18 protein-coding genes and 1 pseudogene are annotated in these 20,824 nt (G+C 35.1%); 10 read left to right on the forward strand and 9 right to left on the reverse strand.

The genetic code is table 11. The features are described 5' to 3' along the window. Positions 1–78: 78 nt before the first annotated feature. Both ACT5E3_RS00675 and ACT5E3_RS00680 read left to right on the forward strand, forming a co-directional pair. Positions 79–1,125: a hypothetical protein gene (locus ACT5E3_RS00675; RefSeq protein WP_444996396.1), complete on the forward strand. Its 1,047-nt coding sequence runs from the start codon at positions 79–81 to the stop codon at positions 1,123–1,125. A gap of 81 nt (positions 1,126–1,206) precedes the next feature. Further along, entirely contained in the window at positions 1,207–1,740 is a 534-nt protein-coding gene (locus ACT5E3_RS00680) for an NADPH-dependent FMN reductase (RefSeq protein ID WP_444996397.1), read from the forward strand. Between the two features lie 62 nt (positions 1,741–1,802). Here the strand turns inward: ACT5E3_RS00680 and ACT5E3_RS00685 are convergent, their stop codons facing one another. From ACT5E3_RS00685 to ACT5E3_RS00695, 3 genes are all read right to left on the reverse strand, one after another. Continuing rightward, positions 1,803–3,542: a pre-peptidase C-terminal domain-containing protein gene (locus ACT5E3_RS00685; protein ID WP_444996398.1), complete on the reverse strand. Its 1,740-nt coding sequence runs from the start codon at positions 3,540–3,542 to the stop codon at positions 1,803–1,805. A 532-nt stretch (positions 3,543–4,074) separates the two neighbouring features. Then, positions 4,075–4,275: a hypothetical protein gene (locus ACT5E3_RS00690; protein ID WP_444996399.1), complete on the reverse strand. Its 201-nt coding sequence runs from the start codon at positions 4,273–4,275 to the stop codon at positions 4,075–4,077. A gap of 133 nt (positions 4,276–4,408) precedes the next feature. Then, positions 4,409–5,086 (reverse strand): tRNA (adenine(22)-N(1))-methyltransferase TrmK, encoded by a 678-nt coding sequence (locus tag ACT5E3_RS00695; protein ID WP_444996400.1) that lies wholly within the window; start codon positions 5,084–5,086, stop codon positions 4,409–4,411. A gap of 393 nt (positions 5,087–5,479) precedes the next feature. Between ACT5E3_RS00695 and ACT5E3_RS00700 the strand changes: the two genes are divergently transcribed. Further along, the gene (locus ACT5E3_RS00700) at positions 5,480–6,364 is read left to right on the forward strand and encodes a hypothetical protein (protein WP_444996401.1); all 885 of its coding nucleotides are present in this window, start codon (positions 5,480–5,482) and stop codon (positions 6,362–6,364) included. Between the two features lie 13 nt (positions 6,365–6,377). Here the strand turns inward: ACT5E3_RS00700 and ACT5E3_RS00705 are convergent, their stop codons facing one another. Together ACT5E3_RS00705 and ACT5E3_RS00710 are read right to left on the reverse strand one after the other, a co-directional pair. Continuing rightward, the gene (locus tag ACT5E3_RS00705; protein WP_444996402.1) at positions 6,378–9,155 is read right to left on the reverse strand and encodes a protein kinase domain-containing protein; all 2,778 of its coding nucleotides are present in this window, start codon (positions 9,153–9,155) and stop codon (positions 6,378–6,380) included. Between the two features lie 17 nt (positions 9,156–9,172). Beyond that, a complete protein-coding gene (locus ACT5E3_RS00710; protein ID WP_444996403.1) occupies positions 9,173–9,724 on the reverse strand; it encodes an ECF-type sigma factor in 552 nt (183 codons plus the stop codon). A 301-nt stretch (positions 9,725–10,025) separates the two neighbouring features. Between ACT5E3_RS00710 and ACT5E3_RS00715 the strand changes: the two genes are divergently transcribed. Further along, on the forward strand, positions 10,026–10,520 hold the full coding sequence (locus ACT5E3_RS00715; protein WP_444996404.1) for a hypothetical protein: 495 nt from the start codon (positions 10,026–10,028) through the stop codon (positions 10,518–10,520). Between the two features lie 91 nt (positions 10,521–10,611). On the opposite strand, the gene ACT5E3_RS00720 is transcribed toward ACT5E3_RS00715, so the two are convergent. Continuing rightward, the gene (locus tag ACT5E3_RS00720; protein ID WP_444996405.1) at positions 10,612–11,604 is read right to left on the reverse strand and encodes a GlxA family transcriptional regulator; all 993 of its coding nucleotides are present in this window, start codon (positions 11,602–11,604) and stop codon (positions 10,612–10,614) included. Between the two features lie 298 nt (positions 11,605–11,902). Here ACT5E3_RS00720 and ACT5E3_RS00725 point away from each other — a divergent pair, with 298 nt between their 5' ends. The 3 genes and pseudogenes from ACT5E3_RS00725 (at position 11,903) to ACT5E3_RS00735 (ending at position 13,889) form a co-directional block, all read left to right on the forward strand. Further along, a complete protein-coding gene (locus ACT5E3_RS00725) occupies positions 11,903–12,235 on the forward strand; it encodes a hypothetical protein (protein WP_444996406.1) in 333 nt (110 codons plus the stop codon). Positions 12,236–12,686: 451 nt separating this feature from the next. Then, positions 12,687–12,824, forward strand: a pseudogene (locus ACT5E3_RS00730) (hypothetical protein); the annotation flags it as partial. Between the two features lie 81 nt (positions 12,825–12,905). Then, positions 12,906–13,889 (forward strand): NAD(P)-dependent alcohol dehydrogenase, encoded by a 984-nt coding sequence (locus tag ACT5E3_RS00735; protein ID WP_444996407.1) that lies wholly within the window; start codon positions 12,906–12,908, stop codon positions 13,887–13,889. Between the two features lie 69 nt (positions 13,890–13,958). Here ACT5E3_RS00735 and ACT5E3_RS00740 read toward each other — a convergent pair whose 3' ends face one another. The 3 genes from ACT5E3_RS00740 to fadB form a co-directional block, all read right to left on the reverse strand. Continuing rightward, positions 13,959–14,711, reverse strand: coding sequence for a carbonic anhydrase (locus tag ACT5E3_RS00740; RefSeq protein ID WP_444996408.1), 753 nt, complete (start codon positions 14,709–14,711; stop codon positions 13,959–13,961). 360 nt (positions 14,712–15,071) lie between these two features. Continuing rightward, on the reverse strand, positions 15,072–16,232 hold the full coding sequence (gene fadA, locus ACT5E3_RS00745) for an acetyl-CoA C-acyltransferase FadA (RefSeq protein ID WP_444996409.1): 1,161 nt from the start codon (positions 16,230–16,232) through the stop codon (positions 15,072–15,074). Between the two features lie 29 nt (positions 16,233–16,261). Continuing rightward, positions 16,262–18,406: a fatty acid oxidation complex subunit alpha FadB gene (fadB, locus tag ACT5E3_RS00750; protein WP_444996410.1), complete on the reverse strand. Its 2,145-nt coding sequence runs from the start codon at positions 18,404–18,406 to the stop codon at positions 16,262–16,264. Between the two features lie 298 nt (positions 18,407–18,704). Here fadB and ACT5E3_RS00755 point away from each other — a divergent pair, with 298 nt between their 5' ends. From ACT5E3_RS00755 to ACT5E3_RS00765, 3 genes are all read left to right on the forward strand, one after another. Next, positions 18,705–19,172: a hypothetical protein gene (locus ACT5E3_RS00755; protein WP_444996411.1), complete on the forward strand. Its 468-nt coding sequence runs from the start codon at positions 18,705–18,707 to the stop codon at positions 19,170–19,172. After that, positions 19,169–20,083, forward strand: a complete 915-nt coding sequence (locus ACT5E3_RS00760; RefSeq protein WP_444996412.1) for a histone deacetylase family protein — start codon at positions 19,169–19,171, stop codon at positions 20,081–20,083. The genes ACT5E3_RS00755 and ACT5E3_RS00760 overlap by 4 nt, the downstream gene beginning before the upstream one ends. A 134-nt stretch (positions 20,084–20,217) precedes the next feature. Further along, positions 20,218–20,751 (forward strand): Mpo1 family 2-hydroxy fatty acid dioxygenase, encoded by a 534-nt coding sequence (locus ACT5E3_RS00765; RefSeq protein ID WP_444996413.1) that lies wholly within the window; start codon positions 20,218–20,220, stop codon positions 20,749–20,751. Positions 20,752–20,824: the final 73 nt, after the last annotated feature.

A 20,824-nucleotide genomic window follows, 5' to 3' on the forward strand; every position in this document is an offset into this window, starting at 1 on the left:
GTTTTTAGTAGCGCGTCATTCGATTTCAAAGAAACATATGCTAAGCTTGCTACATCACTAAGCTAACAATGAATTTCTATGACTATTCGAGTTGCAATGATAGGTTTGGGAAATGTTAATCGTAATTTGCTAACTATCCTATCTAATAAAAAAGATCGTTTAAAAAACGACTTTCAAATAGAGTTTAAAGTGGTTTGCGTTGCTGACAGCAGCGGTATAGCTGTTGATTCTAATGGGTATAATCCTGAACAAATCTGTGCCTTAAAAGTATCAGGAAAAAAGGTGAGAGATTTTTCTGGTTATTTAAGCGAAGAAAAAATAGAAACGGTCATGCAAAACATTGACTGTGATTTAATATTTGAAGCTTCTCCTGTTGATTTGAAAACAGGTGGTGCAGGATTAACGGTTAGTCGTATAGCATTACAACGTGGCATTTCGGTCGTGCTTGCTAATAAAGCTCCTCTTGTTTTAGCTTTTCAAGAATTGCATCTGTTGGCTAAAAAAAATCATGCAGGATTAAGATATAGTGCAACTGTTTGTGGTGGTTTGCCTGTAATTAATATAGGACAAAGAGATATGATTGCCGCTAATGTGACAAAATTATGCGGTATTTTTAATAGTACTAGTAATTTTATATTAGATGAAATGGCAATTGGCCGATCTTATACTGATGCATTAGCTGAAGCACAACGTTTAGGTATTGCTGAAGCAGATCCATCGTTAGATGTAGAAGGGTGGGATACAGCAAATAAACTAGCAATTATTGCAAATAGTATTTTAAATTATCAAGCTACATTACAAGATATTAAGGTTGAAGGAATTACTCACATTACAACTGAAATGTTACAGCGAGAGCGTGCGCAAGGTCGAGTGATACGACTACTTGCCATTGCTGAGAATGATAGTTTATCTGTAAAGCCCACGCCCATCCGGGAAGAAGAGTTTTTAGCAAACTGTTCTGGATGGGAAATGGGCGTTGAAATTCATAGTGATATCTATGGCATTATGTATCATAAGTTATGGGAGCGTGAGCCTGTTCCAACGGCAGCATCGATGCTAAGAGATGCGGTTAATATTTGTTGTGGTCATTGGGGCAAGAGTGGCGCTTTGTGTATCAGAGATTAAAAACTCTCATTGAGTTCCCATATTACTGGATAGCTATTTTAGTATGATTAAATTTTATTGATAATCTTAAAGGAAAAAATAATGAAGTTAATTGGTTTTGCTGCCAGTAGTAGTAAAGCATCCATTAATAAACAGTTGGTCACCTATACATTTAGTTTATTAAAAGATGTTGATCATGAAATTCTCGACTTAAACGATTATGAACTACCTTTATTTAGTGTTGATAAGGAACAAGAGTTAGGTCAACCAGAGTTAGCACAAAAGTTTTTGTCTCAACTAGGTAAGTGCGACGGCATTGTTATTTCATTTGCAGAACATAATGGCTCTTATAGTGCTGCTTATAAAAATTTATTTGATTGGTGTTCTAGAATTAACCCAAAGGTTTTTCAAAATAAACCAATGCTTCTTCTCGCAACTTCTCCCGGTGCACGTGGTGGTGCTAGTGTATTAGAAGCTGCGGTAAAGTCGGCACCATTTTTTTCTGGTGATGTTAAAGCAAGTTTATCTATACCTAGCTTTAATGATAATTTTGATGTGGATAAAGGTGAGTTAATTAACCAGGAACTAAAAATGAAGTTGGTATCTGCCGTTGAATCTTTAATGGTAACGGTGTAACTCTTTAGATTAAAAAAACCGGGAGTATCCCGGTTTTTTATTTTACTAGTGGAGAGTAATGTTTACGGTTCCCATCGCGCTTTCATATTAATTCCTGAAGTATAAGAATAACCATTAATGCCAATGTGCCATTGACCTGCTTTTGGATTGTTAATCGTGCAAGTTTCGGCGACTCCCGTTCCTTTATAGGGGCGACAAGACCAGGCAGAAGTTGAAGCTTGTGAGCCATAGTTTAAATATAAATCCGGGTCACCTGAAAAACCTGAAATAGTCACTGTAAGTGATTTAGTGCCGGCAGGAATATTTATGTAGCTGTGATTCCACGCTCCTTGATTCACTGTTATATTATTTGAGTCATACCAGCCACTATGGCGAGCAGTGATTGAAGTATTTTGAAATTGTGATGCGCCATGTAATAACACATACCAAGTACCAGCTATATCAGTGGATAAACCGTTACTAGAATTGCAGGTTTCATTATTACCATTTAAAAATGGGCGGCAATCATAATTGGTTAGAGTAGGCACAGAACCTTTTTTCACATATAAATCAACATCACCAGTACCACCAGATGTTTGAAAAACGATATTATTTGAGCCCGCTGGAGCAGAAGGAACTATCATTTTGTAGTAAAGTTCTGTTGTTGCAGTTCCGTTTAATGGCGAAACTTTTGCACCTCTATATAAATTAACCCCTGGGTTAAAATATTTACCAGCACACCAAGTGCTTCCCCACTGTGATAAATTAAAGTAATTACAGTTAGTATCGTAGCTTTTACTACTGCTTGCTTCGATTAAGTAACCTGATAAGCTAACACCATTTAAAGAGCTTTGATAACCATTTTTCTTTAAACTGAAATGTAAATGTGGTCCTGTCGAAGAACCTCCACCACAAAGTGCTTGTGCTTTATTATTGGCATAATGGCCTATGTTTGTATTGCGATTAATGGAAGCGCCTGTGCTCCATGCTAAATCAGACATATGATAGTAAGTTGTTGACCAGCCACCTTCATGAATAATTTCCATAAAACAAGATGAGTGAACTTTTACAGTACCTGGTGCAGCTGATTGAACCCAGATATTACTTAAGTTAGTGCCCCAACCTCCAGCGCTAACGTCATATAAATCTAATGATGAATGAACACCTGTGCCTCCATCATTAGCATGTGCGCCGCCAAGATACCAGGTTTTACCTACAGGGTAAGGTAGAGAGAGTAAATTGGTTGGCGGAATTGATGCGGCAGCCATGGTGGTTAACCCATTTGATTGACTGGTTAAGCTTGAAGCATTTGTTGATGACTTTTTATTTGATAACGCTTTTGCTTCCTCTGGAAACATTGATTGATAAACTTGTGAAAGGTTATCCATTTGACTTGCTAGCATTGATGCATTTAAATGTTGCTTTCCATGTCTTAGTTCTAATAATTGCTCAGCCATATCACGCATTTGTTCAGAAAAACCATACTGAGTTGATAATTGACCGAAAGGACTTTCCTGTGATGCATTAGGGCTAGTCACCATGCCGCTTTGCATTTCTATCATGGCGATTAAAACTTTTGGGCTAACACCTGAGTAACCTGCAAAGTGAGAAATTGTTTCTGCTTTAGAAAGCATATGAGGAGCTTTCTTTTCCAAATATTTTTCAATATCAAAATTCAGCATTTCTTCATGAGTGTAAGTCATTTGATCGACACTTAGTTGAAAAGATGAAGCTGATGCATAGGTTGCATTAAGAGAAATAATGCCCGCTAAAACCAATTGAGTAAGTTTATTATTTTTTATAGGCATGCCAGTTTTAAGCATAGAATGTGACCTCCAACGATAGATAAATGATGTTTATCGATATTAAAAGAGCATAATTTGGGGACTAGTTTAGCTCTATAAAAAATCAATTAAACAAATAGACCTTTAAATAAATTAAAATTTAATAAAGGGTTATAGCTTTCAAAAACTCTCAGCTTTGCTGAAAATAGTTGTCGCTGTTTTTATTGGTTGGCGGCCATGCATAATTTTTATTTTTTGAGCAAACAACTATCGAAAAAAACACTTCTTATTCTTTCTGAAAGTTATTTCAGTCTAATGCAGAGTATTATTTAGCTCAATAGAATCCCCCTATTTAAAGTATGTTAATATTCACAATGTTCTGTTTTTTACGGTTTATATTAATGTTTTTATGTGTTTTTTGGGAATAAATCAATGCTGTTTTGCTTTATTTTAAAATTTAAATTAAAGTGCGTAATGGCGTTTTTCGAATAAAACAAAGAAAAAATTAATAAAGCTTTGTTTTATTTTGTTTTTCGTAATTGTCAATAAAATAGCCGCTGGAAAAATGTAATCATTCTATTTTTTGAGCCGATTTTACAATATCATTCGCTCGTGCAAATTTAAATTGACCTCGACTGTCAACAAAATTGATAGGGAGTGTTTTTGTTACTTCAGAAAACTCGATGGTATCTTGTACTTGTACGTGTAAATGAGGTTCAGTTGTATTGCCTGAATTACCGCATTGTGTCAATAAAGTTTGTCCTGCAACCATCTGATCACCAATTTAATGGCAACACTATTTTGTTTGATATGAGCCAGCAGTAGATATTGATCGTTACCACTATCAATGACAATTTGGCTACCAACAATTAACGTGCCCATAGTACATGTATTCAAAACTCTGGTTAATTATTTTTAATTGCTTGATAGGCTGAGAGAATTTGTTCTATATCAGGTTGAGCCTGAATGGTTTTATTCTGATAGTGTCTAATTGTTTTTATAAGATATTCTTGATCATCTTCGCGAGATAAATTCCACATCGTTGAACCAACTAAAGAAATTGGTTTTTTAATATCAGTAGCGACATGCATAATTTCATAAAAACGATTGTTTTCACGGACCAAACATTCATCGACTAATCCTAATTCTAAACTATTCAGTGCTTTACGAACTTTGTAATTATGATGTACAGGACATAATAAAAATTCAACTTTCTGTTTTTGGTTATTGCATAAAATACTTTGTACCATTTCGATGATTTTATCACCGCCAACACCAGCAATAATGACTAAATGTTTTTTATGAGGAGAATTATTATTTGTGTTAAGCAATATTTTCTCTGTATTCATACAGAGTACTTGCCATCGATTTATATAATCTTCTGCTGCGAAAAATCGATAAAGTTTATCTTCTAAATTTGATGTTAGATGTTTGATAATATCAACAAAATAAATTTTATTTGCAGCTTTTCGTTTTAAAAGTGCTAAGCCTAATAAGCCATGATCACAGCAACAATCCCAAATACTGTCATATTGTTGGGTTATCATTTTATCAATTTGTTTTAACCGTTGACCAATCTTCAAAAGTTATCCTGAGGCTTAATTTATTTGAATTTTACAATTTTTGGTGGCTTTCAGCGTTAAGCGCCTGTGCAATAACTCGCTATTGCAGCAATCACTTGCCTTGATATCTACAAAAATAGCCACACTGAGCTCAAGTGGAAACGGCCATTCAATTTAATTGAACTTTAAGTTATTGAAAATAAAAATGATTCTATTAATTATTTTGAATTTCCTTATCCAGAGCAGAGGTTAACTATAATTAATTTTATCTCAAACAGCTGTATTTCGCATAAATTATATTCATATTTAATAAAACTGCACTTAAAAATATTTTTTATGTCCTCATTTTTGGGTTGTTGCTGTGTTAATTTAATAGACTTAGTCATCTTAAAATTTAGGAAAGGAAATCTAACAATGATTCATTTAAACCAAAATATATTATTTACAATGATATTAACCCTCCTTTTAATCGGAAATATTGACTTCGCTTTTTCAGTTGAAAAGCCGTCTGATAGATTGGTAAATAGCCGAAGTGAACAATTTTATCCTAACAGTTGCCCAGAAAACTTTTTGCCGGGGCAACATGCAGGTTTGTGTCTTGGGCCTGGAGTTAATAAACCTGCGAGTTCCGATAAATTAGGAAGCGAAAACTGTGCTAATAGCTTACATGTTCCAATATTAGGGTTGTCCTACTGTATTCAACAAGGTTTGCATCTAGCTATTGAAGCTAACAAAGTATTATTAACCAATCCAATAGGGGGGGATTGTATTGAAGGTTACAGAAAAATTAGTAGTATGAACACCTGCTTTAACAAAGATGTTGGTTTAGATATTGTTGCTGAACGTTTAAAATTAGTTTCACAAATTGGTTCATCAAGAGAAGAAATAAGAGCTTCGAATAAAAATGATCGAAATTTATATGGTTGTAATAACGTTTTCCTCTGGAATAAAGACAATAATTTTTGTGTTTCTAGACAAATCATTGAAAATCGGGATGCCACTCGATATGGCTTAATGACTCCAAAAAAGTGTGGTGCTTATTTCACAAGGGAAAATCACAATCAACTATGTGAGCCAATTTATAAATTACACCGCTGCGGAGAGCTAGTAGGATGTACTAAATTGCCTGGTGATACTTTTGTTATTTCAACAGAACCTCTTAATTGCGGTAGTGGTCTGAAAAAAACATTTACTCGTATTCCTACTAATTTACCACCTATAGCAACACAAGCCTATGATCCTAAAAAAACGATAATAATGGCTCCTATTTATGTTTGTTCACAGCCGGGAAAGCTTTAGTATCATATGATTGCTATTTTAATATCAGATCTAAAATATCTTTTCTATATCCATAACTAAACAAAGGATTCAATGTTAGATTATTTTTAACTTTTGATAAAAGCTGGTTTGATTCTAAAGTGTTTTTTTGTCTTAAAGAAAGCCCGAGCACCGCTTGTGCTTCGGCAACAAGGTAGTGATTTTTTGGTAGCTTTTTCTTTCGAATACTTAATGCTGAGCGAGCTAGCTCTTCTGCTAGTTCAGTATTTTCTGTGTTTAATAAAATTAAGGCATAAATAATTTTTGCCTTGCTTTGATCTATATCGCTATGAGTTAATAAGCTAATCGCTTTTTTTAAGTTTAATTTTGCAGTTTCAAATTGAAGTTGGTTATATTGTAGCAATGCAAAGTGAAATGCGACATTTCCATCAAACGAATTTCCGAGTTTTAATTCAACAGCAAGTTTTTTTGCTTTTGCAAAGTGTAGTTCTGCCCCATTAAAATTATTTAGATCCACCAATATTTCACCATACTTCAAATGCAGTTTTGCTGTTCTGAAGTTGCTCTTAAGTAAATTTCTATCATTAATTTCTAATGCATGATTGAGGCTTTTGGCCGCTTTTGTTAATTCTCCTTTGCTATGTTCTATCATACCAAGGCATCGGTATGTCTGAGAAAAAAGAGAGTGAAATGGTGGAAGGATTTTATTTTGAATGGTTAAAGCTTGAGAGCTATACGAATATGCCTCATCAAATTTTTCCATTTTTTCCAAAAGAATACAAAAATTATTTAAATAAATAGCAAAGTAAGAATGATTTCTTCCAAGTATTTCTTCATGAATTCTGATTGCTTCTTTCATTCTGCTTTGAGTAGCAGAAAAATTTCCTTCAGCAAAATCTACCATAGCTATACCATTAAGCGCAACAGCTAACTCTGAATGATTTCCATTGGTTAATTTTCTTAATAAAAAGATAGCTTTTTCAAAATACTCTCTTGCAATAAGGTAATTTCCTTGTATTCTATTTAGTTCACCATAAGTGACCTGTGTTTCGGCTAGTTCTATTGATTCTGATTCATTTTTATTTTTCGATAATTCGTGATGAATAGATAAACTTTTTTCAAATAATATTTTGGCTTGTTGTGGTTTTTTGGTGTAATTGTACGTGATTCCAAGTTGAGTCAGCGTATTGGCTGTCGCTAAACTATGTTTGTCAATTTTATTATGAATAGATAATGCTGATAAAAGCGCATTTTCACTTTTTTGATATAAGCCTAAACTAAAATAAATTTTACCTAAATTTGTTAAAATATGAGCTTGAATTTCTGGTGAGTTTTTGAGCTCACTTGTCACCTTATGATAGCCCTGATCAAGTAAATTTTCGGGTGATAAATCTTTTGGACTTTTAACGTTTGGATCGGCTGCCTTAAAGATGTTGATCATAAAGTTTGATATTTGTTGCGCTTTATCTTTTTCTAACTGACTTTTTTCTAAGGCAGCACTAATTCTTTGTGCTTGCAAAGTAACGGTAACGGCATAAGAAGCTAATAGTAGTATCACTAATGAGATCGTTGCTAATGAACGCCAGTTTCTGCGTGAAAATTTAAGCAGACGATAAGATAATGTTGGATGCTGTGCGATTGTTGGCTTATGATCGAAATAAGCTTGTATATCAGTTTTAAATAAACTCATGGAGCTATAACGATCATCAGGGTTTTTATTAAGCGCCTTGAGAACTATTGCATCTAAATCACCTTGTAAAATCTTTTTTAAACCTTTTAAATTAGTTCCGTGAGATTTTGAAATTTCTTTATCTTTATCTGGATTACCAGACATGACTAAGTGGCTAGGCACTGTCGGATTTCGCTGACAAATATTTTGTGCCATTTCAATAAATGAGTTCGATTGATCGTGAAATGCTTGATATCCAGTTAATAGTTGATACATGACTAAACCCAACTGGTAAACATCAGTTTCTATAGTGGAGGCTTTATTCATTAGTTGTTCAGGGGCAGCATAACTTGGAGTCATAAGCTGTCCAACTGTTTGAGTCGATAATTGACTAAAGTCATCGTGTAATAGTTTAGCAATTCCAAAGTCGAGCAATTTTAATACCCCTTCGTCGGTTATTAAAATATTAGAAGGTTTTATATCTCGATGTATAATGAGTTTTTTATGAGCAAAGCTTAGTGTATCTGCAAGCTTGCTGATGAGCTCAAGTCTTTTGTTAGTGCTTAGTTGAAGGCGGTCGCAGTATTGATCAATGGCTTCACCTTTTACGTATTCCATTATAAAGTAGGCTTGACCTTCTAGAGTAATACCACCATCAAGTAGTTGAGCAATATTCGGATGTTTCAAAGACGCTAAAAATTGTTGCTCTTGTTGAAAGCGAGGGATCAGTTGCTCACTATTTTCTGTGTGCGAAAGTAATTTGATTGCAACTTGTTGTTGAAAACCACCTTCAATACGCTCTGCTCGAAAAACAGTTCCCATGCCACCATGCCCAAGCTGTTCGCATAGTTTGTATGGACCTATTTTTTGAATGTTGTAGCTTTGTGTCGCTTTTCCTAATTTATTCTTTAGAGTATCGTCTCGATTGAAGATATCTTTTATTGCTGAGAGTTCTCTTGCTGGTCGATCTAATAATGTTAACGAGTCTTCTTGGCATTCTAATAATGAGCTAATCTCTTCAAATAGTTGTTGATCTTCTTGACATTCTTTTTTTAGAAATGCTATTTGATTAGATTTAGGTTGTTGAAGTACTTTATCAAAAATAGTTTGTAAACTCTCCCATTTTTCTTTTGATAATTCCATCAATTATTGCCTCTAGCTCAACTCATTATTTTTGAAAGTAATGCTTTAGCTTTAGTCCAGTTACGTCGTACTGTTCGAGTTGATATTTGAAAAAGCTCAGAAATTTCGCTTTCATTAAGGCCTGCAAAAAATTTTAATTCTACTAATTGACATAGATCTTTATCTATTTTTGAAAGATCTTTAAGTGCCTTATTAATTAGTATTAAGGTTTCAATTTCTTGTTCTTTGACTATAGCAAGTTCAGCTAACGTCGTTTTTTGCCAGTTTCCACCACGTTTAAGGGAACGTTTTTTTTCTGCATAGTTAATAATAATTTGCCTCATTGCTGTGGCTGCTATGGCAAAAAAATGCTTCTTGTCATTAATTTGATCCATTTTTAAATGGATTAGTTTTAAATAGGCTTCACTCACTAAATCTGTTGTACAAACTGTATCAACTCCCCATGCATTGTTTAGTTGCCGGTGAGCAATTTGGTGCAGTTCTTTATAAATAATGGGGTAGAGATGATCAAGCGAGTTTTGTTGAGCTACTTGAAAGCTTGACGGCTGTTTGGTTGATTCTTCAAACATTACTATTCCCTTAATTAAATGGCCAGAAAAATAGCCTATCGCTTTAATCAATATTAGTCAATTAGTGTAAGTTCAAAAAGTAAAAATACTATTCTCTTTAATAATCAGAAATATCTCTAGTATAGATTTTGTTGTGACGGATTCATAAAATATTTTTATATGTCCTATTTTTTTATTTATTACTGTTTAAACCAATATACAAAACAATTAAATCTGATTAATTGATTTGTTTATCGTTAATTTATCAAGATAATTATTCGATATATTCGTAATGTTAACTCATTTTAATAAGGAAAATTGTATGAAACTTAAAAAAATCTATTCACTTTTATTATTCTTAATCACGGGTATGGGAAACCAAGCTTTTGCTACATCATGGGGTGACTTTAGTGCACAAAATGATTTGATTAATATACCGAGCGCTAATTTTAATAGTGCAACACTACTACGCAAAGTATCTGTTGTTTGTCCTCGCGATGGTTTTTTAAAAGCATCTGCTAATGCTGGTTTTAGTTTAAGAGCTGTTTCAACAGGTGCAAAAGTCTGGATACGCTATAGTATTCGCCTAAGCAGTAACGCTGGTTCAGGTATTGATCCTGCACATTATCGTAATGTTCAGCAGTTTGTTATGGATCCTGTGCACTCTACGCCAGGTAGTATGTTTCGTGTTGACAGATGTCAAGCAGGTGAAAAGGTTGGTTATGAGTTTGTTGCACAACGTGTTCAAAATGCACAGGCTAATACAGCCGCTTGGCAACCAAGATTATTTGTTGAATTTTATAATAATAAAATTTAGTTACATCAAATAATAATAGATATAAATCTTATTTTAAAAAGGCTTTCTGGTTTTAGAAAGCTTTATTTTTTTGTTGAGTATTTTATAAAGGTTAACTATTTTCAACTGGATCAACTCTAGGTTTTTTCATTTTATTTTGAAAAAAGCATTTTTTAAATTGTCGTGGTGAAAAACCTGTTATTCTTGAAAAAACTTTCCTAAAGGCTGCAGGATCTTCGTATCCTGTCATTGAAGCAATATTTTCAATGTTATAAATTCCAGCTTCTATCAGTTCGCTTGCTTTTTTTATTCTGATTTGTTGTATATACTCTGATGGCTTATAACCAGTAGCACTAATGAAACGGCGTAAAAAGGTTCTCTCAGTTAAAGCACAAAGTTCAGATAAATGATGAACGCTCAATGTATTGTTAAAGTTGGTATGTACAAAGTGTTGTGCTTTTATAATGACTTCATCACCATGTTCTAAATTAGGTCTAAAGTTTTCATAACAGCATTCTTCTCTAGCACTAGTATCTATAATTAAATATTTTCCAAGCTTTCTCATTACTTGAAATGATATTGATTGAGCGATAATTTCTAATGCAAGATCAACCCAAGATACAATACCGCTAGTGGTAATGATATCTCCATCATTAATCAGGGTTTTATTCGTTTGTAGTTTAATTTTTTGATGTTTTTCTAATATATCATCGGCATATTTCCAGTGTACCGCTGCAAAACGATTGTTTAATAATTGTGTTTCAGACAGTATAAAAATTGATTGGCAAATTGCGCTAATGATTGAACCATTCTTATGACGTTGTTGTAACCAATGAATTAAAAATGAGTCTGGCTTTAGAAAGTAATCACACCCTATGCTCGGTGGCAATATAATGTAATGAAGAAATGGGCTTTTATTTAAGTTGTGTAATGAAGTATTGCTGTCGGTATTTAAGTCAAATAGAGAATATTCTAGCTTCTTATTAAGATTGTCTTCAATACAAATTTGATTAGCTAATCGTATAATATCTAAAATTCCAATATAGGCAGAGGGAAGCACTCCTGGATATTTAATAATTCCAATGCGTATTATTGTTTTAATCATTTTGTCTGATTTGGCACTAATTATGTCAGTTATGACTTTAGTACAGTGATTTAATTGATGCAATAATTAATCATGAGAACGGTTGCTGACTTTTTTATACTATCTTAAGCAAGTATCTCAAATAAGAATCATAGCTTTAAGTTAAGCGGTTAAATTTAAACAAGCAAAATATCAAATATTTTTTCATTAATTTTATAAGTTTTATTATACTTGTTTAAATACAAGTAATGACAAAATGCAATTTTGGTTTAATTAATAATGCTGTTTTACAAGTTTTTGAAGGAATATACTATTAGTAATGAGCAATTTTTTAATTGAAAATATCATATCAGTAATTTGTATTTTAATTTTGTTAAACTGGGTTGTATGTCATTTATACATTCGTTTAAAACTCAACAATATATTGGTAAAAAAGTCAGCTGAGCTTGATGGGCAGATTTATAAAATAAAAGTTGATATTAATTATTTAAAATCAATTTGTGAATCTTCTCAAGAACAACATTCACGATTTAAGAGTGAACTTGTTGAATTTAAAATTCAAAAACTAGTCGATATTGGCTTTCCTCGGGAGGTTGCAGTTGAAGCTATACTTAAAAACGAAAGTGATATTGCCAAATTTAAATTGATATAATGCTCATGAAATTAATTTTTTAGTCATTTTATCCAGAGTCTTTTCTTAGTCGTTCAGCCATTAAATTAACAACTCGGTCTAAAAATAGTGAAGCTCATTGGCCTTATGTGAAACATAGAGGCGGTCCTGTTGGTTTTTAAAAGTACTAGGTAAAAAAAACTATTGGCTTTGCAGATTTTAGCGGAAATTGCCAATACATAAGTACAGATAATTTTCGTCAAAACAATAAAGTTTCTCGTATCCTTGTTAATTAACCAAATCAAACACGAATGAAAGTATTAGAACGACTAAGAGTAATTAATGAAGTCATTGAATAGACTACGTGAATAAGCTTTTTAATTAGCTTATTTCTTAATAAAGAAACCAAGCATAGAGAAAAAATAAATATGCCTATAAGTGAAAGGACCGTTTTTGCTCTTATGTCAATGAAAACTGGCAGTTTAATGTTCAAAGATTAGCAGAATACCGTTATGCTAGTATTAATGACTTAGCAATTAATGACTTAGTAATTAATGTATATGAACGAAAGTTTTTTGGACTTCAGGACGAAGACCAGATGATCATCCAGGACTCAATGAATTATGTATAGAAAAATAGAATAAATTGTAAAACAAGTGGTTGAAAATGTGGTATATAAGATGAGGCTTTTAATAGTTATTAAAGGAAAGTGATGAAAGCAATTGTACATACAAAATATGGGACACCTGAAGTATTGCAAGTTAAGCAAGTGGCTAAGCCAATACCTGGTAACAATGAAGTTTTAATTAAAGTTCATGCTGTAGAGGTCACAAAAGCCGATTGTGAACTACGTAGTTTTAAATTCCCCGTTAAATGGTTTTGGTTACCTTTGCGCATGGTCATGGGAGTTAGACGACCGAAAAGAACGATTCTTGGTGGATATTTTTCTGGTGAGATCGAGCAAGTTGGCAAGGAGGTTACAAAGTTTAATCAAGGAGATAAAGTTTTTGGTGTGACAGGACTATCTATGGGGGCTTATGCTGAATATATTTGCTCTTCAATTGATAATACAATGATCGCTCTACCAGATAATATGAATTATCAACAAGCTGCTGCAGTTCCTTTAGGGGGGCTCAATGCACTTCATTTTTTAAAAAAAGCCAATATTCAAAGTGGTGAAAAAGTATTAATTAATGGTGCTGGTGGCAGTATTGGTTTGTTTGCAGTACAAATTGCAAAAACAATGGGTGGCGAAGTGACAGCGGTTGATAGTGCCATTAAAGAAAATATGCTACGTCGAATAGGTGCCGATCACTTTATTGATTACAACAAAGAGTCATTTGCCGATAAAGATCAAAAATATGATGTGATCTTTGATATGGTTGCTCATAGTTCATACACACAATGTATAAAAACACTTAATAGAAAAGGACGTTATTTAATGGGAAACCCAAGGTTTTCTGATATGTTACGTTCTGTCATCACACCTTTATTAACCGATAAAAAAGTTTTTTTTGCCTTTGCGGGAGAAAAGGAAGAGGAATTATACTTACTGAAAGCAATGATTGAAGCCGATCAAATAGAGGCTGTTGTCGATAAAGTTTTCACAATGGAAGAAGCAAGACAAGCACATGAAAGAGTTGAAACAGAGCAACGAATTGGTTCGGTTGTTATTTCCATTAGCGGTTATTCTTAGGTTAGCTAAGTACTGATAAGCAAATATTGAAAACTAAAGTAGTTAATAAAGCTACTTTAGTTTTATTAACTATTTTTTAGTTGTTCGTAAAGTTCGAGCATTCAATTTTTGAACTGGGCGAGAGTTTCCACCATGAAATAAGTGCTTAAACTTGCCAATTTGTGCTGCCGAAACCGATTGAATGTTTTTAGAAACATACCATCGAACACCTTCTGTGCAGGGTGGGGTTGTTAATGAACCACTAAAACGAAAATAGGTTTTTGTTTTTTTACTACCTAACACATTGTTTGGATCAATCATATTCCCTTCACTTGAGTTGGTTCCTTTATGATCTGGAGCAACGTTTAATATTTTTGCTAATGCTGGGTTTTTATCTCCTTCTTTATAAAAAACGCCAACAACACTTAAAATGCCTTTATCGTCGGTATGAACAAAATGGACTTCGAGTGGAAAATGCTTACCGTTTAAGGTGTTTTCACTTGGAGAGTGAAAGTGAAATTGTAATAACTTTTGTTTTCCAAATTCGGTTTTAGTAAAACTATTTTTATCAGTATTGACTTGAATAGTATGACCATTATTAACAACGGTCAATGGGACAGGTTTAAATTGATGTTTTAATTTTGTTAAACTCTTATCCGTTTGAGCAAAAGTTCCTAGATCAATTGGTGACTGCTCCACACCCGACTTACATGCTGTATATTCAGGTGAAAGATCTCCCCAAAACTTAGGACCAGTATTGCCTTTATAACTCCACTCAGCTGCACAAATATTAAGACTCGCAAATAGTGCCGCACAGCTTAATGCACGTTTAAGGTTTTTCATTAATATATCTCCTTGTGAGAATTTATTTTTATTTAAAAATTATTTTTTAGCCTACATAAAGATATCATTAAGAAGAATCAATATTCTTAAAAAACAAGGCTCTTTATTATAGATAATTTAATAAAGCTAGCGCATTATAGTACGTACATGAAAATTGAATAGTTAATTTTGCCGATTATTTTTTAAGTTTCAAATATTGAATGTTAGAATAAGTAAAATATAACTTGGAAAATAAAAATCAAGCTTTTTGAAGGTGACAGATTTAGTTCAGCAAAAAACTGTATGAAATTCATAACACCTAAAGACAATTAATAATTGTCTTTAGGTGTTATGTTGTTAATAAAAGTTATAGAGAGAAGCTTAAACGCGTTCAAACACTGTTGCGATACCTTGCCCTGAACCAATGCACATGGTGGCAACACCTAAGGTGGCATTTTTACTTTCCATTAAACGGAGTAAAGTTCCACTAATGCGTGCACCCGAGCAACCGAGTGGATGACCTAAAGCAATTGCACCACCATTTAAATTCACTTTGTCTTCCATATCGTCAAGGATTTCTAAATCTTTTAATACCGGAAGTGCTTGTGCGGCAAAGGCTTCGTTGAGTTCCCAAAGATCAATATCGTTAACGGTGAGCCCTGCACGTTTTAATGTCTTTTGAACGGCTGGTACTGGGCCATAACCCATAATGGCCGGATCACAACCGGCAACACCCATAGCACGAATTTTTGCTAAAGGAGTCAGTCCAAGTTCTTTGGCTTTATCGGCACTCATAATTAACATGGCTGATGCACCATCAGAAATAGCAGATGCATTTCCAGCTGTCACTGTTCCGCGCGGATCAAAGACAGGGCGTAAATTCCCCAGTCCTTCCATGCTGGTTTCAGGTCGAATCACTTCATCATAATTAAATGTGGTGAGTGCGCCGTTAGCATCATGACCTTCCATTGGAATAATTTCTGCGGCAAAAGCGCCAGAGGTGGTGGCTGCATGGGCTTTGTGATGTGAACGCATGGCAAACTCATCTTGTGTTTTTCGATCAATGTTATGTAGCTTTCCAAGCAACTCAGCGGTAAGTCCCATCATGCCGGATCCTTTGGCTGAATATTTTGAAATTTGTGGTGCCAGATCAACGCCATGCATCATTGGCACATGTCCCATGTGTTCAACGCCACCTACTAAAAACACGTCACCATGATTAGTTTGAATTGCTTGTGTTGCTGAATGAATCGCTTGCATTGAAGAGCCACATAAACGATTGATTGTTTGACCGGGCACACTGTGGGGTATATTAGTCATTAACATTGAGGTTCTGGCCACATTAAAACCTTGCTCTAAAGTTTGTTGCACACAACCCCAAATCACATCTTCAATTTCGTTTGCATCAAGTGCTGGGTTGCGATCAAGCAATGCTTGCATCAACTTGGCACTCATTACCTCGGCACGAATATTTCTAAACATACCGCCTTTTGAACGTCCCATCGGGGTTCTGATAGCATCTACGACGACGACATCTTTCATTGTTATTTCTCCCAATATTTTAGCGATAGTTAAGCGGTGTAAAATGTTTTGTTTTCTGCGACCATGGTTTTTAGCATTTCAGGAACCTGATAACCAGCCCCTAAATGCGCATATTTTTCCGCAGTTTGTATCATATGATTGATGCCGAGTTCGTCAGCGTATTTTAATGCGCCGCCTCTGAATGGAGGAAAACCTAAACCGTAGATTAATGCCATGTCACATTCGGCAGCAGTATCAACAATCTTTTCATCCAGACAACGAACCACTTCAAAAATAAAGGGTAACATCATGCGATCAATAATTTCTTGTTGATCAAATTTTTTATTGGGTGCACCAATTAAATTAAAAACAGATTCGTCGACCACTTTAGTGGGTTTACCTTTTTTATCTTTTTCATAAACATAAAAGCCACTACCGGATTTTTGTCCATATTTTTTATCGGTAAAGAGTTTTTCAACCGGATCATCAGCCAGTGCACTCATACGATCAGGATAACCCGAAGCCAACACATCAACACAATGATAAGCCGTATCAATGCCGACAACATCAAGCAAATAAGCGGGTCCCATTGGCCAACCAAATCCAGCCATAACCTTATCAATTTGACGGAAATCTGCACCGTCATTTAATAACTGGCTAAAGGCTCTGAAATAAGGAAAAAGCACACGGTTTACATAAAAGCCGGGGCAGTCTTTAACCACCACCGCTGATTTACCCATTGCGGTCGCATAAGCGACGGTTGTTGCAATGGTATCTTCTGAGGTTTTACTGCCTTTAATGACTTCAACTAAAGGCATCTTATGCACTGGGTTAAAAAAGTGCATGCCACAAAATTGCTCTGGTCGTTTTAAGTTAGCGGCTAACAAATCAATTGAAATGGTTGAAGTGTTAGAGGTTAAAATAGCATCTTCAGATAAAACGCTTTCAACTTCTTGTAGTACGGTATCTTTCACTTTAGGATTTTCAACCACTGCTTCAACAACCAAATCTGCCTGTTTAACGGTTGAATATTCTAATGTGGGTGTAATACTCGCAACCACTTTAGCCATTTTTTCCGGGGTCACTTTTCCTAATTGAACGCCCTTATTTAAAATTTTAATTGCTTCGTTCATACCCAGATCTAAAGCGGCGGTATTAATATCTTTCATCACCACTGGAATGCCTTTGCTGGCAGACTGGTAAGCAATGCCTCCGCCCATAATTCCTGCACCAAGTACCGCGGCAGATTCCACCTGCTTATTAGCCGTTTTGGCAGCAATTTTGGCTTTTTTCTTGAGCAATTGATCATTCAAGAAAATTTGTACCATGGCACTGGCTTGAGAGGTCTGGCAAACCGTAGTGAAACCTTCATGCTCTTCTTTGAGTGCTTCTTGGGCCGGCATTTGCGCAGTGGTTTCAATGACACGAATGGCTTCCATTGGTGCAGGATAATGCGGTAATGCTTTGGCGCCCACCATACCTTTTGCCGTGGTAAAAGCCATAGTGCTTTCAAGCTTGTTGAGTTTTAATGGTGCTTGTTTTTCTTCACGACGCGCTTTCCAGTCAAGCTTGCCTGTTGCGGCATCTTCTGCCATTTGTAGCGCAACTTCTCTGAGGGCTTCTGGCGATGTGACCGCATCAATTGCACCCACTTTGAGTGCATCTTCAGGTTTGTGAGTTTTAGCCATTGCAATCCATTCAATTGCATTATCAGAACCAATCAGTCTTGGTAGTCTGATAGTGCCACCAAAACCAGGAATAAGACCAAGCTGAGTTTCGGGTAAACCAACTCGTGCAGTTGCAGCGGCGACTCGAAAATCACAAGTAAGCGCCATTTCAAAGCCGCCGCCCAATGCAAAACCATTGATCACTGCAACCGTAGGAAAAGGTAGTGCCTCAAAGCCAGAAAAAATCGCACCAGCTTCGGTACACCACTGAATCATTTGCTCTCTGGGATTGGCAAACATACCTAAAAATTCAGTAATGTCTGCACCGACAATAAATACCGGTTTAGGGCTGGTGGCAATTGCGCCGCGCACGCCATCGGTGGCATTGAGCAAATCGATAACCGCCTTCCATTCTTTGAGTGTTGCATTATCGAACTTATTGACTGACTCATTCTTATTATCAAAAATGACTTCGGCAATACCGTTATCCAGCATTTGACAGCGAAGTGATTGACCGTCGTAATTCATGGGTTGCTCCATTAGTTGAAAATCGATTGTCGCCTAGTTTAGCTTACATTGATGTACTAACGACAATTATAAAATTGAGATTTGGATCTATTGTTACAATGTCTCGATTATAGCAGGATATATTAAAATTTAAACAAGCGTTTGAATTTGTCTGTTGAAACTATGTTTTTGGAGATTTAGTACTAAATAGGAAGCAGTGTTTGTCTCAATCAGTTGATTTTACTGAAACTGATCCCAATAGTTTCTACTTAAATGTTGAATGCATAATAAAGATCAAAAATATGAAAAGGAGAGCACTTTGTTAAACGTCCATGTATGGTTACTTCACGGTAATATGGTTGGTCACGCCTCGCTATCGTTTGGTGCAAACTATGTTAGCTTCTGGCCAGAAGATGATGCAGGTAAGAAAGATTTAAAAATTAAAAGAAGTCACCCTGGTCAATTTATGAATGCATTGCACGAAGATGTTCAGGCTGAAGGTAATCGTCAGCCGATTACGATCACAATTCCTCGTATTAATGATGAAAAACTATCAAGGTTTATTGCAGATCTAATGTCGAATACGCCTAGATATCAACTTGCAAAATATAATTGCTCAAATGTTGTTGCTGAATGCCTAAAAGTAGCCTGTGATAAGGCCCCCAGTTTTTATCCAACCGCTCATGCATACGGACGATTAGGTAAAGTTTTGGGACGAGGTATTTGGACACCAAATGAGATATTACGGTATGCCAGAGAGTTGGCGACACACAAGGATATTACATGAATGTAATTTATAGCCAAAATTATAATATTAGTCTGGGACTATTAAATTATTTACATCCTTTTGATGGCACTAAGTTTCAGACTATCCACAAAGCACTACAAACCAATAATCAGGTTAAGTTTTTAGCGCCAGAAGAATCGGTGAGTATGGAAATAATCGATGAGTTTTTATCGAGTATAATGCGCCATCGAGTAAGGAATAAAAATGGTATTTTTCAGGCGTTAGAAATCCCCAAAATACCGTTTGTTAGCTTCTCCCTTTTAGATCGCAAAATACTTTCACCCATGCGTTGGGGAGTAGCTGGTACGCTTTTAGCGGCTGATCAGGCTTTAAAAAATGGTGGCCTTTATTGGAATATCTCAGGTGGTTATCATCATGCCATGCAACAAAATATGGAAGGGTTTTGTATTTATAATGATATTGGTATTGGTTATCAACAATTACTAAAACAGGGATTATTGCTACCCGAAGATAAAATTTTAATTATTGATACCGATGCCCACCACGGTAATGGGAATGCTTATACTTTTATGGAGAACGATCGGGTTACTCTTTTAGATGTATATAACGCAGGTATTTATCCAACCTCTGGTTATACACGAGATCGGGTGAACATTGCAGCGCCACTTCCACCAGGAACAGAAGGTGAAACCTATTTAAAAGCTTACGCTGAAGCTTTAGAAAAGTTAGATGATGATTATCGCTTAGCTTTTGTGGTGGCGGGAACCGATGTTTTAATGAGTGATAAACTGGGTGGTTTGTGTTTAACCATTGATGATGTTGTGGCACGTGAAAAGTTAACTTTGCAGGCACTCGAAAAACGATCTATTCCAACCGTTATGCTCGGTGGTGGCGGTTATTCTAAAGAAAGTGCGCAAAGTGTTATTAAGGCGATTGCTGCCTGTGCCTAGTCCAATTGGACTAATGTGATATTATTCTTATTGTTTTGTTAGTTCGCAAACTTGGCTTGTTAAGTCGGCTTACCTACTTAAAGTCGATCTGCCAACTTAGAGCAGACTTGCTCAGTTAAAATAGAGAAGTCATTATGAAAAATATCGCAGAGCAGTTATCAACTTATAAATCTGTGCATTTAAACCCAAAAAATGTCAGGACACACTTTTTGGGTGTGCCTATGATTATATGGTCTATTGCGTTGTTAATGAGTCTTGTTAGTTGGCCTGTTTCATTGTTTGATTATTATTTTTCTATCAGCTTGGCTTTTATCTTTTTTGCAGTTGTCTTTTTATATTACATAGTACTTCACTGGCGTTTAGCGATTGGTTTATTCCTTTTTATTGTACCCGTTCTCTACTCAGCAAAAATTGTAGCGGCTTTTGAATATGCGTTATTTATTGCTATTGGTGTGTTTGTTATTGGCTGGGTGATTCAGTTTATCGGTCATTATTATGAAAAAGCCAAGCCTGCATTTGTTGATGATTTGAATCAGCTTTTTATTGGTCCGATTTTTTTAATGGCGGAAGTTTATTTTCTGTTAGGTTGGGAGAAAGAATTAGAAAGTAAAATTACGCCAATGGCGGTTGAGAAAAGAAAAGCGTTTCAAGTTAGAAATAAAGTATAGGTTTTGGTCAATATTGGTAAGTTTGTAATTTGTTGGATTAATAGCCCAACAACATTGAGATAGCATGATTAAT

The sequence above is a fragment of the Aliikangiella litoralis genome (assembly GCF_052495765.1).